We start from the raw sequence: 14,131 nt of genomic DNA, 5'->3' as shown, positions 1-14,131 counted from the left end.
GTTTAAATCATTTGAATATGACAGTTAAAGTTTGGCAAGAAAAAGTAACAATACCCACTTATCAGGTTGGCGAAGCAGATAAAAACCCCATGTTTTTTGAAAAGCGTGTTTATCAGGGTAGCAGCGGCGTGGTATATCCGCACCCCGTTATCGAAAAAATAGCAGACGAAAAAGTGGATCAGGAATACAATGCTTTGTTTTTGGAAAACAAATACCTGAAGATCATGATACTGCCCGAAATTGGTGGGCGGGTACAAATGGCTTATGATAAAATTGCCCAACGGCACTTTATTTACTATAACCAGGTAATAAAACCCGCATTGGTTGGCTTGTGCGGTCCATGGATTTCGGGGGGAATTGAATTCAACTGGCCTCAGCACCACCGGCCAAGCACTTTTGAGCCGGTCGACTTTCGTATTCAGGAAAACGAAGACGGCAGTAAAACCGTTTGGGTAAGCGAGGTGGAAAAAATGTTTCGCACGAAAGGTATGGCTGGCTTTACGCTGCACCCTGATAAGGCTTACCTTGAAATTAAAGCGCAATTATATAACCGTACCAGTATACCCCAAACTTTTTTATGGTGGGCAAACCCAGCTGTAAGTGTTGGCGAACATTATCAAAGCGTGTTTCCGCCCGACGTGCATGCCGTGTTTGATCATGGTAAACGCGATGTATCTTCATTTCCCATAGCTACGGGTACTTATTACAAGGTCGACTACTCTCCCGGTACCGATATTTCACGCTATAAAAATATTCCGGTACCTACATCTTACATGGCGGTAAACTCGGAATATGACTTTGTGGGCGGATATGAGCACGACACCCAGGCAGGCGTACTGCACGTGGCCGATCATCATGTATCTCCGGGCAAAAAGCAATGGACCTGGGGTAACGGAGATTTTGGCCTGGCCTGGGACCGCAACCTGACCGATGAAGACGGACCTTATATTGAACTGATGACCGGTATGTTTACCGATAATCAGCCCGATTTTAGCTGGCTCATGCCTTATGAAGAAAAATCATTCACCCAGTACTTTTTGCCGTACCAAAGGGTGGGACTGGTTAAAAATGCAACCAAAGATGTTTTGCTTGGGCTGGAAAAGGAGGCTGATGGTTTAAAAATAACTGTTTTTGCCACATCCCTCATACCCAATGCAGAGATCGTGCTTGCTCATGGCCCTGAAATCATCTCACGTTGGAGCGTATCATTAAGCCCCGAGAATGTGTTTTCGGAGAAGATTGACTACATGTCTGAAGATACGAACGGGCTTTCGCTGGCTGTTTACAACAGCTCTGGCAGCGAAATGGTGATGTACCAGGAGAGCAAAGAAGAAAGAGAGTTGCCCGAAGCCGCCAAACCGGCGCAAACCCCGCAGCAGGTAGATTCAATAGAGCAATTATTTTTAACCGGGCAGCACCTGGAACAATACCGGCACGCCACATACAGCCCGGTTCCATACTATGAGGAAGCCCTCAAGCGCGAACCCGGCGATATACGTAACAATAACGCACTTGGGCTTTGGCTCATCAGGAAAGGGCAATTCAGCAAAGCCATAGCCTATTTTGAGAAAGCCATTAAAACCATTACGCAAAGAAACCCGAACCCTTATGATGGCGAACCATATTACAACCTTGGTTTAGCCTTATCATACATCGGTAACGATAAAGAAGCCTACAATGCTTATTTTAAAGCCACCTGGAATGGTGCCTGGCAAGATGTGGCCTACTTTGCGGTAGCGCAAATTGACATGAAGAATAAGCACTACGGGCGTGCTTTGGAGCATATTAACTGGGCTATTGATCGTAATGCACGCAATGGAAAGGCATGCATGATCAAAGCAAGGGCTTTACGCATGTTATTACGTACGCAAGCATCAGTTGATACCTGCCGTTATGCGCTTGAGCGCGATGGCTTTAATCTCAGTGCCTTGTTTGAGCTTCAACTTAGCTTAAAGGAATTAGGTTTAACCGATGAAGCTGCAGCAGCTTTAGATCAACTTAAAGAAATAAGCCGGGGGCAATCGCACACGTTAATAGAGTATGCCATAGATTATGCTAATGCCGGTTTGTATAGTGATGCTATTGAACTGTTATCGTTAGGCACAAAATCACCCGATAACGACCCGATGCTGGGCTATTACATGGCCTGGTATCAACATTTGCAGGATAATGAAACCGAGGCAAAGGAAATTTTGATAAAGGCGGCATCTGCACCGTCTGATTATTGTTTTCCTAACCGGCTGGATGATATTGCCGTGTTGCAGTTTGCCATCAAAACAAATAAGGCCGATGCCAAAGCACCTTATTACTTGGGTAACCTGTGGTATGATAAACGTCAGTATGCAGAAGCAATAGAAAGCTGGATAATGTCGGCCGCTATTGATTCGTCTTTCCCAACTGTTTACCGTAACCTGGCTATCGCGGCTTATAATAAACACAACGACAAGGATAAGGCGCTTAATTTTTTTGAAAAGGCATTCGGCTTAAATCCTGATGATGCCAGGGTGTTAATGGAGCTTGACCAGCTTTATAAAAAATTAAATTATGAGCCGGGTAAACGCCTGGAGTTTTTAAGTAAATACAGTGATGTGACCGGTAAACGAGATGATTTGTACCTTGAAACCATTACGTTGAAAAATTTACTTGGCGAGCATCAGTTTGCGTTTGAAAAGCTAATGAGCCGTAAATTTCATCCGTGGGAGGGGGGCGAGGGTAAGGTATCGGGCCAGTATCTTTTTAGTTTAACCGAACTTGCAAAAAATGACCTTCTGAAAGGCGACTACAAAGGTGCAATAGAGAAACTTGATGCAGCGCAAACCTACCCTGAAAGTTTAGGAGAAGGGAAACTGCCCGGAGCCCAGGAGAACGATATTTTTTACTGGATGGGTTGTGCTTATGATAAGCTTGGCGAAACTGAAAAAGCCGAAGCCCATTGGTTGGAGGCAACAAAAGGATTATCTGAGCCAAGCGCGGCCGTTTTTTATAATGACCAGCAGCCCGATAAGATCTTTTACCAGGGATTGGCATGGCTAAAGCTACAACAGCCCGATACTGCCGGGCAGATATTTACTAATTTATTAAACTACGGTTTGGAGCATGCAAATGATGAAATACGCATAGATTACTTTGCCGTGTCGCTGCCCGATTTGTTGATATTTGAAGATGACCTAAATGTGCGTAACTACATTCATTGTCGCTACATTACCGGTTTAGGCTACCTGGGACTTAACAAATATGACGAAGCCCGAATGGCACTTACCGAAGTACTCAAAATGGATGCGTCACATTTTGGTGCATTAGCGCATTTACAGTATCTGCAAAATTTTGGTGAAGGTAAACTGTTAACCGAAGCAAGTTAATAAGCAGGCTTAAGCCGCAAGCATTTACGTAAACCGATGACGCTTATAGGTATGATACTAAAAAGAGGGATATAGTTAATAACGTTAAGGTACCCGCTGTAATTTTATTTGCCGTATATTTATTTGTATTTACAGATTTTATCAGCAATGAAGTTTCGATCTGATATTTGTTTTATGGCATGGTTGCCAGCTGTACTTGTAGTAATGGCAGGATGTTTTTCTTCCTGCTCTACGCTAAATGAAACTTCAAAGATTGCCGCATTGAAAAATGATTACTGTGTGCCGGCGATAAAATACCAGCAAGATGACACTTTAAGCTTAAAAGAGGATTATTCTACCGATGCCCTGATTCGTGCAAAGTTAAATTTGCACGACCTTAAAATGGCATCTCACCTTGGACTCAATAAAACACTGGTCAGTTATTTAAGTAGCTCTTCTTTAGTTGATAGACTTGCAACTAAACAACAACTCATTGAAAAGATATTACTCTTTAATACTCAAATGGAAGCCATAGTTGCTGAATTAGATTGTAACGGAGAACGGTTTGAGCAATTAACAAGATATTTGGGTGAAAAGAATGGTCATACAACGGTTCGCTTAACAGTGGCCTCTATATTAACGGCTGCAGCTGTCTCTGTTTCCACGGCATTTATAAAGAACGACAAGGTAGATAAAGGTGTTAATATAGGCGGTGGTGTGGCAGGTGCCGCATTGGGATTTATGCTACTTAATCCAAAAGGTAAAAAGACCAAATTGCAAACTGGAAAAGGCTTGTTAACAAACGTATGGAATGAAAACAATGCCGATAATTCATTTCCCCCGGCTTTATGGCGCGTTATGACGGATAAGGCTTTCAGTAATAGCGGCGAATCATCATTGTTGCAAACATTGAAAAAGAGATGGGTGCTATTTGTTTTCAGTGGCAAAATCGAAGCTAATGATGAACTCAGATTCTTTAAAAATGGAGGCGATTTTTCTGAAGAAGATGTGCAGCATTTGGCCGATATGCATAATCAACTGCAAGCAAGCGTAAGATCTGTTCAACAAGATACCCGTAGTTTGATTGAAGGTATTAACCGTTTGTAAGAACAAGGAATTTGCCTTCAAAAGAAGAGTAAAATTGAAATGTCCACATAAGGAGTAATATTTTACCATTACAGGCTGTTACTTTTTAAAAGCGCAACAAAAAACTTACGAATTGTTATATACTACAGCTGATAAAAATGAAAAGACCCGTTTCCATGTGAAATACGGGCTTTCAGTTTTTTGGGATGGGAATTAGCGTAGAGGGAGGGATTTGTAACCCCTTTAAATATCGTGCTTAAAAGTGTATTAGATAAAGGAGCGGAATTCCGGATATATTTGCCGGATAACAATAAGCCGGCTTTAAAACTCAATTTAGCCGTTTTAAAATAAAGAGGCTGTCTCATAAGTAAAACTGAGGCTCTGAGATTTGGATATACGAAAACTATCTCAGCCACCTACCCGAATAAATCAAACAAGAAAGGGGCTGTTATCGACTTCAATGAGACAACCTCTTTATTAATTTGTTGTACGTATTACGCTAATAATTTTATAGAATATTCTGTATCACTGTGCGCTTCAACTTAGCATTAGCGTCTTACACGTGCTGAGTTAAATGCAACCAAGTACTCATAAATCGGCTCGGGTGCAAAACGATCCTGTATCGAGTTTTTTATCTTAATTACTTGGTTCAATTGCGCCTTAACCAAGGCAAATGTTTCGTTTAAAATCTCAGGTTGTATTCTTGTAGAGAGTGTGGGATAATACTGTTTTTCAAATGCGTTTTTCTCAGCGGCTGTTGCTATTTGTACGTCCCAAGCTTCGTCGGGTTTAAACCCGTTCTCTAAAGCAGAATTTTCCAGATCGTAAATATATTCGCTGGCTTTGTAGCTGGCTGTTTGTTTATTGTTATCCATCATTATTTCTTTTTATTGACACCCACGTCATCTTTAGATGCACTTTTTTTTCCAGCCTGATAATCCGAGGTAGATTTTTTACTACCACCCTCCGCCGGAGCTTTTTTGATGTTTTTGCTTCCTTTATCTTTACTCATATCATTCTTATTAAACTTGTTTTTTGCTTTTATTGGTAATCTTATAGATATCCAATCTGCGGTCTTTCAGGTTTCTAACCGATCCAAAATTGTGTAGTTCCTTCAATAGATCTACGTCGACATCTGCTATAAGCGTAGTTTCCGTATTTGGAGTAGCCTCTGCCTTGATTCCGTTAGTTGGGAAAGAAAAATCAGATGGGGTGAAAACAGCAGATTGGGCGTACTGAATATCCATATTATGCACCTTCGGCAAATTGCCCACACTACCTGCAATAGCTACATAACATTCGTTTTCAATTGCACGTGCCTGTGCGCAACTCCTTACGCGGGTATAACCGTTTTGTGTATCGGTCATAAAAGGCACGAATAAGATTTGCATGCCCTGTTCGGCCAACAAGCGTGGCAGTTCGGGGAATTCTACGTCATAACAGATCAGGATGCCAATTTTGCCGCAATCTGTATCGTAGGTTGCAATTTGGTCGCCGCCTACCATACCCCAGGCACTTTGCTCCGCTGGGGTTAAATGAATTTTGCGATAAATTTCATACGAGCCATCCCGGCGACAAAGATATCCTACATTTTGCAGTACACCGTTTTCCAGGTAAGGCATGCTGCCGGTTATGATATTAATGTTATAACTGATCGCGTATTCTACAAACTTATCACGCAGGGGTATCGTAAAGTTAGAGATCTCGCGCATGGCTTCCGCACCACTCATATGGTTATAAGCGGTCATAAGGGGCGCGTTAAATAGTTCAGGGAACAATACGAAGTCACTTTGGTAATCGCTAATGGCGTCTACAAAAAATTCGATCTGCTCGCACAATGATTCCATGTTAGGGAATGGCCGCATTTGCCATTGTACCAAACCTAAACGAATAACCGATTTTTTAGAATTGATATGCGCCGCAACTTCATTGTAATAGATGTTATTCCATTCCAGCAGTGAAGCATACTCCAACGATTGCGTATCGCCCGGCAGATAACCTTTGAGTATCTTACGAACGTGAAAGTCATTAGCTAACTGAAAAGATAATGTAGGATCATGTATTTCTTTACCCTTCACCTTTTCCAGGTAGGCTTTTGGTGTCAGTTGGTCAGCATAATCTTTATATTTTGGTATACGGCCACCGGCTATAATTGCCCTGAGGTTATGTCGCTCACATATTTCTTTTCGTGCATCATACAGCCTTCGGCCTATGCGCATACCCCGGTAATCCGGATGCACAAAAAAATCAATTCCATATAACACATCGCCTTTATCGTCATGTGTAGAGAAGGTATAATTGCCGGTGATCTGCCCGTAGGTATGATTATCACCAAAATTGTCATAATTAACTATCAATGACAAAGCGCAACCTGCAATGGCACCGTTAACCAGTATACAGATCTGTCCTTCGGGGAACAACTCCAGTAACTTATTAATATGAGTTTCACCCCAAAAAGAGGCACCCGCCCATTCTGAGTAAGCTTCCATCATTGAAGATTTTAAGCCCAGGTAATCGTCTTTGGTAAGTGTACGTAATTCTATTTTAAGGTCTTCGCTCCTAATTGGTTTATCCATATTATAATTAATTAGCTTTAGAAACTATGGCAACTATATCTCTTAGTCCGTGTTATACTTAAACGGGGTCTTTATGATTTTCTTTTATATTAAAAGGGCTTTATTGATAGGGTAAAAATGCTTTACTGCATTTGAGGCCGCTTGGCAAAAATGAACCCTTTGAATTCAACAAGGAAATTGACAGGGCTTTTCCCTATTATATAGATGTTTTTTTTTCGGAGCTTTTCTGTTCAAGCTCTTCACAAAGAACATGGGAGTTTTACCCGCATAAGTATAAAAAAAAAGCATCCCCCAAATGGAGGATGCTTTAAAATGATTATATAGTGTATTAAGCTATTTTAACATTAACTGCGTTAGGACCTTTACGGCCTTCTTCTACATCGTAGCTAACCACGCTATTCTCGCGAATATTGTCGATCAGACCTGTAGAATGAACGAAGATCTCGCTACCACCATTGTTTGGTGTGATAAATCCGAAACCTTTTGTTTCATTAAAAAATTTTACTGTTCCTTGTTGCATTATATTGTTATTAATAAGTGTGCAAGGTAAGTAAATACATTGATATATTTTCCCTTTATTTAAATAATTTAATATTTATTTAAAGTTGTTAAGGTTTATTCAAGTGAAAACAACCCCACAGGCTTTCAGAAGAGAATTTTCCACTGATCAACAGGCCGGCATTTAGCTTATGAAAGGTTGTTACTTAAGTTTGCTTTTAGAGTTTTTGATCTTTAATTATATAATTTTTTCCTTTTTGCCTGATGCAATGCTGCGGTAAATGGCATCAACAACCTTCATGTCTCTTAAACCCTCTTCACCCGAAACGCGGCTTTGCTTTTTTTGCAGTACGCATTGGGCAAAGTCGTCCATTTGAAAAGCCTGCTGATTTATTTGCGGAAAGTTCATGGCCCCTTGCGGCGTAAAGCCTTGTATGCCCCCATAACTGAAAGCGGGTTTAAGGCCATACTGTCCTTTTTCGGCTGTTACATTCAGGTAACCCCAGTTGTTATTATAGCTCGATTTTCCTTTAGTCATCAATCCACCCGGAAATTCCAAATCCCAGAATATAGTTTCGTCCACTTCCTTAAACAGGTCGTTATTGGTTTTTTGCTCAGTAGCTTTTACATATAAGGGCTCCAATCCTGTACTATACCGCGACCCCTGTATGGAGTACACACCCATATCCATTAAAGCTCCGCCCCCTGCTAAAGCCTTCTTTAACCGCCATGCATTCGGATCACCGTTATATTTGAACCCGTTGGCTGTGTCAACACCTGTAACCTTGCCGTAAACCTTTTCGCGACCCAGGCGCATGATCTCCTGGGTATGCGGCTCAAAGTGCAAACGGTAGCCTATAGATAACAGCCTGTTTGCCTTTTTACAGGCTGCTATCATTTCCACGCAATCGGCAGCGTTTAATGCCATTGGCTTTTCACAGATAACATGCTTACCGGCTTTAGCCGCACGGATAGTATACTCCATATGCATTGATACGGGCAGCACCACGTAAACAATGTCTATATCCTTATTCTTTGCTATCTCGTCGAAGTTTTGATAGTTATAAATATTCTTACCAGGTATATTATATTTTTTAGACCATTCATCAGCCTTTGATGGTGTACCGGTTACTATACCTGCCAGGTAACAATGTTTGGTTTCCTGCAAGGCGGGGGCTAATTGTCCGCCGGCATAACCGCCAAGGCCAACCAGTGCAATGCCTAATTTTTTACCCTGGGGCAATGCCATTGCTTGTATTGAGCCAAAAGCGGAAGCTAAAGTGAGTGCCCCGGCACCGTACGACAATGTTTTTAAGAAGTCTCTTCTGTTGAATGGATTCGGTTTCATAGGCAGGGTTACAATTGTGCTTTAAAAAGAAATACCTGTAAGAATGAGTTGCAATGAGCTAACATACTTAAAGTTACAACAGCACCCGCAATAAATAGTTGGATTTATTTTTTAATTAAGTGCTGTTACACAGCTGGTTCCTGATGACTATGACAATGGGAACTGTAGTTAGCGTACCAGCAGGTTGGCACCACAATCGCGGCATTGTCAATGTAAAGTGGGCATATGATGCCTTGAACACTGATTCTCAAAACAGCTTAACTTTTTGTTCTTTTATCTGTGAAATTATTTGAGGACGGGACAAACGGAAAAATTAAAAGCCTGCAATTATCAAGAATTCAGGCTTTTATATTTAAAAATTGAAAATCAGCGGAGAGGGAGGGATTCAAACCCCCGGTACCTTTAACAGTACACCTGATTTCGAATCAGGCACATTCGATCACTCTGACACCTCTCCGTATATGTGGGCGTAAAGCCCCTGTAAAACAAACCTGCTTAAGCCAGGTTTTTATTCTTTTTGCGGAGAGGGAGGGATTCGAACCCTCGATACACTTTTGGCGTATACACACTTTCCAGGCGTGCTCTTTCGACCACTCAGACACCTCTCCGGTAAAAAAATGTTTGCAAATGTAAGGTAATGATAGGGTATAAGCAATAAAAAAGCGAAGCCCCGGTTAACGGGGCTTCGCAAGCAAAACTTCAACTAAATAAATCCTACACTCATATCCTGCAACCATCAGGAAACACATATATGACAAGACGCAACTAATTTGGTTTAAACCGCAGGCTTAAAATAAATGATGGCAAACAGTCACTTAAATTATTTTAGTATGTTTGCGGCTACTTGCCCTTTAGGGTAATTTTGTAGGTAAATTAACAGGTTTCTAAGTTTTTCGATGCTGAGCCTTAACGAGATTAAAAAACCCATCGCCGCCGAAATCGATGTTTTTGAGGAGAAGTTTAAGGCTTCGATGCAAAGCTCGGTACCGCTGCTCGACAGGATTACGCATTACATTGTAAAGCGCAAAGGCAAGCAAATACGCCCGATGTTTGTGTTTTTTGCCGCCAGTTTGTGTGGAGGTATAAACGAGTCTACCTATCGCGGGGCAGCCTTGGTTGAACTGGTACACACAGCATCGCTCGTGCATGATGACGTGGTTGATAACTCTTACCAGCGTCGTGGCTTTTTTTCTATTAATGCTTTATGGAAAAACAAGATAGCCGTTCTGGTGGGCGATTATTTGCTTACCAAGGGCATGCTATTGTCGTTAGACCATAATGATTTTGATTTGCTTAAAATACTCTCCAACGCGGTAAAGCAAATGAGTGAGGGTGAATTACTGCAGGTAGAAAAAGCCCGTAAAACTAATACCGACGAAGGGATTTACTACGAAGTTATACGCCAGAAAACGGCTTCGTTAATTGCTTCATGCTGCGCAAGCGGGGCATCATCTGCCGGGGCCGATGCCGAAACTATTGAAAAGATGCGCCTCTTTGGCGAAAAAATAGGTATCGCCTTTCAGATTAAGGACGATATGTTTGATTTTGGTACCGATGATGTAGGCAAGCCTTTAGGCATCGATATTAAAGAAAAGAAAGTTACCCTGCCGCTTATTTATGCGCTCAATAAGGTTTCATCTTCAGAGCGTAAGCGTATCATCAGTTTGGTTAAGAACCATAAAGACGACCCCGAGAAAATTGGCCAGATCATCACCTTTGTAAAGCAAAACGGTGGTTTGCAATACGCCGAAAGTCAGATGCAGAAGTTTCAGAACGACGCATTTGATATTTTAAATACCTTCCCACCCGGTGAGGCGCGTACCGGCTTAGAGCAACTGGTAAGATATACCACCGAGCGCAACAAATAAGCGCTTTCATGTGCTGTAAAACTTAGTGCATCCATTACTGTTATGCACTAACAGCTTAATCTTATAATTTTACCGGCTATGAGTATTTCGGTTAACGGGTTAACTAAGGTTTACGGTGTGCAAACAGCAGTTAACGGCATCAGCTTTAATGCCGGGCCAGGCGTACTGGGCTTTTTGGGGCCAAATGGTGCAGGTAAATCAACCACCATGAAAATGCTTACCGGTTTTATTCCGCAAACCGAAGGTTCTGCTATGGTTTGCGGGTTTGATACGGTAAAGCAATCGCTACAGGTAAAAAGCCGCATAGGCTACCTGCCCGAAAGTAACCCCTTATATATGGATATGTACGTTAAGGAAGCCCTGGGCTTTGTAGCAAGCATTCATGGTATACATAATCCTGCTCAACGTATTGCCGAAGTAATTGAGCAAACCGGTTTAACGCCTGAGCAGCACAAAAAAATAAGCCAGCTATCCAAAGGTTATAAACAGCGTGTAGGTATAGCACAGGCTATATTACACAATCCCGAGGTGCTAATTCTGGATGAACCTACTTCAGGCCTCGATCCTAATCAGCTTATCGGCATCCGGCAGCTCATTCGTGATTTGGGCGCTACCAAAACCGTTATATTATCAACACATATTATGCAGGAGGTAGAAGCTACCTGCAACCGGGTAGTCATCATAAATAAAGGTAATATAGTGGCCGATGATACTTTGCAGGGTATAAAACAGGCGCATAACGGGCAAAGCCTCGAAAATATTTTTATATCGCTTACCAATTAATACTCAACTTATATTCATTAACATTTATTTCTATGAAAAAACTATTCTTAACCGCAGCAGCAGTGGCTGCATTATTTAGTGGCACTTTTGCACAAAAGCAAATCGTCGTCAACATCATCGGGTGCTAAATTGAGCGTTGGCGTTGATTTTGGTTTACCCGTGGGCGATTGGAAGAATGCTTACTCAATTGGCTTTGGCGGTAATGGTAAAGCCGAAATTCCGGTAGCATCGGGCGTTAATTTTACATTAACAGCCGGCTATACCAGCTTTTATGCAAAAGATGCCAACAAAGCTGCACGTAAGGCTTTTGGTATTGATACTTACGATGGTTTTATACCGGTTAAAGCAGGTGGCAAGTTCTTCCTGGGTGAAAACTTTTATGCCGAGGGTGAACTGGGTGCCCGTTTTGGTACTAACAACAGTACCGGTACTGCCTTTATTTATGCTCCGGGTTTAGGCTTTTCTTTCCCGGTGAGCGATAAGCACGATATTGATTTTGGTGCCCGCTACGAAGGATGGTCGCAGGATGGTGGCAATGTAGGCATGGTAGGTTTCCGCTTTGCTTATAAATTCGGATTGTAATTTTTACAATAAGTAACAAAAAATCCCCGCTTTGTTAAACAGGCGGGGATTTGTATTTATAGGTAGATGATTGATGTATTTTGTTATTATTGGAAAGTGTAACGGAAACCCAAACCAAAACGGGCTGCAGAGTTACCTGCAAAATCACTCAAGCCAATCATTGGGCGCCAATCAAATACTAAGCTAATTGGTGCTGATTTCACTTTGTAATCTAAACCTGCAGCTGGACGTAAATACCATAAAGAGTTATTATCTCCAATACCAACCTGAGGTCCTAAACCAATATACCATTTCAGTTCAGGGGCTTCTCTAAATGATTGGTGATAATTATATGAGGCACCAATCCAAGTGCCGTTGCCACCAAAAAGCACATCTCCTTGTAAGGCATCATGTGGCGCTAAGAAGTGCTTAATACTTGGCCCAACCAAAGTAGCTCCATCTCCAAAATCAATGCCTAACCCTAAAGCGGTAGTATAACCCGATCCTCTTTGTGCATAAGTGCTTGTTGTGGCAAATAAGGCTGTTAATGCAGCCAATAGGATAAATTTCTTCATAAAAATAGATAAATGTGTAAGTATTTAAAATTTGTTAGCCGGTGGCAACTACTATGCCATTTGCTGATATTGATATGACAATTGGCCTTTTTTATATGAATTATACCTGAATTTCAGTACTGTGTAGTTTGTAATAATACCTGAAAATTACATGCCTGATTGCGCTTGTCGTTGGACACTTTTTTTTGAAATTGCCCACAGTACTATACATATTTTGTATAGTTATTGAATAATTTGCCTTTTAAAAGGCAAATCGGAAACCAAAACCAAACCGCCCAGCCTGAAAATTCGAGCCACCATCACTTAACCGCACTCTCGGACGCCAGTCGATTGCCAAACTGATTGGTGCACCCGCTACTTTGTAGTCAAGCCCCGCTGTTGGGCGTAAAAACCATACCGAGCGATCATCAGTTAAAGCCACCTGCGGGCCCAGGCCCAGATACCACTGTAACTGTTTTGCATACCTGAATGATTCCTGGTATTCATAATAAGCACCTATCCATGTATAGCCTTTGCTAAATAGCACATCGGCCTGTATTGCGTCATTGCGGCTGAAAAAATGTTTGATGCTGGGACCAACCAGTGTAGTACCGGTGCCAAAATCAACCCCTACACCTAATGCTGTATTGTAATTTTGAGCAAATGTTTTGGTTGCGCTAAATGTTAAGGCAATGGCAAATAGTAAAAATGTTTTTTTCATAAGCAAATTAGAATAATTGTGTTTTTAAATGCAAAAGTTGTAATGCAGCCTTTTGGCGCATTTTCATAATTACAAAATATGGTGTTTTTGGTTTTGATAACTTATAGCTTATTTTACCATCGCATTTGTTTCTAATATTTCTGCATGAAAAAATACTATCTATTGATTGCTGTATTGACGCTTACAGCCCAAACTATTTATGCCCAACAGAGCATTACAAAGGCCATAAGCATCGGTCCTGAATTGAATATTCCGCAACGAAGCGGGTACAACATAGGTTACGGGGCATCGGCCAATGCCGAGGTGCCGGTATCGGGCAAGCTGGCAGTAGTGGTTACCGGGGGGTATCATAAGTTCAGTTATAAAAACTTTGCTTTTAATGGTTACCGTAAACCCGATGCCGATAGCTTTATACCGCTGAAGGCAGGCGTTAAGTATTATGCCGATACCCGTTTGTACTTGCAGGGAGAAGTGGGCGCCGTATTAAGCAATGCCAATAACAGCGGCGGGAGTAACAGCAACTTGTTTGCATATTCATTAGGTACCGGATTTTTATTGCCCATGAATGGCAGCAAATCAAACATGATCGATATTGGTTTACGTTTCGAAGACTGGTCACAAAACCGTTTACAGCAGTTTGCCATAAGGGTGGCGTATAGGTTTGGGTTTTAATGGCCCCACCCCGGCCCTCCCCGGGAGGGAGGGGGTATTAATTAATTTGATAAAATAAAAGTCCTCCCTCCCGGGGAGGATTTAGGAGGGGCTCTAAAATTTTTTAAACAAGTTTAACCTTTCCAT

General features: G+C 41.7%; 13 protein-coding genes and 2 tRNA genes. 6 read left to right on the top strand and 9 right to left on the bottom strand.

Features of this window, described 5'->3' with window-relative positions; all coding sequences use genetic code 11:
* Window positions 1-17 precede the first annotated feature (17 nt).
* Window positions 18-3,359, top strand: a complete 3,342-nt coding sequence (locus QE417_RS10815) for a DUF5107 domain-containing protein (RefSeq protein ID WP_311949867.1) — start codon at window positions 18-20, stop codon at window positions 3,357-3,359.
* A 174-nt stretch (window positions 3,360-3,533) separates the two neighbouring features.
* Window positions 3,534-4,445, top strand: a complete 912-nt coding sequence (locus QE417_RS10810; protein ID WP_311949865.1) for a hypothetical protein — start codon at window positions 3,534-3,536, stop codon at window positions 4,443-4,445.
* 527 nt (window positions 4,446-4,972) lie between these two features.
* On the opposite strand, the gene QE417_RS10805 is transcribed toward QE417_RS10810, so the two are convergent.
* From QE417_RS10805 to QE417_RS10775, 7 genes are all read right to left on the bottom strand, one after another.
* Window positions 4,973-5,302: a hypothetical protein gene (locus QE417_RS10805; RefSeq protein ID WP_311949864.1), complete on the bottom strand. Its 330-nt coding sequence runs from the start codon at window positions 5,300-5,302 to the stop codon at window positions 4,973-4,975.
* Window positions 5,302-5,436 carry a hypothetical protein gene (locus tag QE417_RS10800; RefSeq protein WP_311949863.1) on the bottom strand — a complete coding sequence of 45 codons (135 nt, stop codon included), beginning with the start codon at window positions 5,434-5,436 and terminating at the stop codon, window positions 5,302-5,304. The genes QE417_RS10805 and QE417_RS10800 overlap by 1 nt, the downstream gene beginning before the upstream one ends.
* Before the next feature lie 10 nt (window positions 5,437-5,446).
* Window positions 5,447-7,000, bottom strand: a complete 1,554-nt coding sequence (locus QE417_RS10795) for a bifunctional GNAT family N-acetyltransferase/carbon-nitrogen hydrolase family protein (RefSeq protein ID WP_311949861.1) — start codon at window positions 6,998-7,000, stop codon at window positions 5,447-5,449.
* 328 nt (window positions 7,001-7,328) lie between these two features.
* Entirely contained in the window at window positions 7,329-7,520 is a 192-nt protein-coding gene (locus tag QE417_RS10790) for a cold-shock protein (RefSeq protein ID WP_311949860.1), read from the bottom strand.
* Between the two features lie 216 nt (window positions 7,521-7,736).
* Entirely contained in the window at window positions 7,737-8,846 is a 1,110-nt protein-coding gene (locus tag QE417_RS10785; protein WP_311949858.1) for a Gfo/Idh/MocA family protein, read from the bottom strand.
* 370 nt (window positions 8,847-9,216) lie between these two features.
* Window positions 9,217-9,303, bottom strand: a tRNA-Ser gene (locus tag QE417_RS10780).
* 63 nt (window positions 9,304-9,366) lie between these two features.
* Window positions 9,367-9,454: transfer RNA gene (locus QE417_RS10775), tRNA-Ser, on the bottom strand.
* Between the two features lie 288 nt (window positions 9,455-9,742).
* Between QE417_RS10775 and QE417_RS10770 the strand changes: the two genes are divergently transcribed.
* From QE417_RS10770 to QE417_RS10760, 3 genes are all read left to right on the top strand, one after another.
* Window positions 9,743-10,714 (top strand): polyprenyl synthetase family protein, encoded by a 972-nt coding sequence (locus QE417_RS10770; protein WP_311949856.1) that lies wholly within the window; start codon window positions 9,743-9,745, stop codon window positions 10,712-10,714.
* A 78-nt stretch (window positions 10,715-10,792) separates the two neighbouring features.
* Entirely contained in the window at window positions 10,793-11,497 is a 705-nt protein-coding gene (locus QE417_RS10765) for an ATP-binding cassette domain-containing protein (RefSeq protein WP_311949855.1), read from the top strand.
* Window positions 11,498-11,575: 78 nt separating this feature from the next.
* The gene (locus QE417_RS10760) at window positions 11,576-12,079 is read left to right on the top strand and encodes a hypothetical protein (RefSeq protein WP_311949854.1); all 504 of its coding nucleotides are present in this window, start codon (window positions 11,576-11,578) and stop codon (window positions 12,077-12,079) included.
* Window positions 12,080-12,165: 86 nt separating this feature from the next.
* On the opposite strand, the gene QE417_RS10755 is transcribed toward QE417_RS10760, so the two are convergent.
* Both QE417_RS10755 and QE417_RS10750 read right to left on the bottom strand, forming a co-directional pair.
* Window positions 12,166-12,633 carry a hypothetical protein gene (locus QE417_RS10755; protein ID WP_311949852.1) on the bottom strand — a complete coding sequence of 156 codons (468 nt, stop codon included), beginning with the start codon at window positions 12,631-12,633 and terminating at the stop codon, window positions 12,166-12,168.
* A 241-nt stretch (window positions 12,634-12,874) separates the two neighbouring features.
* Entirely contained in the window at window positions 12,875-13,333 is a 459-nt protein-coding gene (locus QE417_RS10750; protein WP_311949850.1) for a hypothetical protein, read from the bottom strand.
* 144 nt (window positions 13,334-13,477) lie between these two features.
* Between QE417_RS10750 and QE417_RS10745 the strand changes: the two genes are divergently transcribed.
* Complete coding sequence (locus QE417_RS10745) at window positions 13,478-14,005, top strand: hypothetical protein (protein WP_311949849.1); 528 nt, start codon at window positions 13,478-13,480, stop codon at window positions 14,003-14,005.
* The last annotated feature ends 126 nt before the right edge of the window (window positions 14,006-14,131 follow it).

Source organism: Mucilaginibacter terrae, from assembly GCF_031951985.1.
Lineage (GTDB): Bacteria > Bacteroidota > Bacteroidia > Sphingobacteriales > Sphingobacteriaceae > Mucilaginibacter > Mucilaginibacter terrae_A.
Note: the sequence above shows the minus strand (reverse complement) of the source record. Positions and strands in the feature narration are given on the sequence as shown.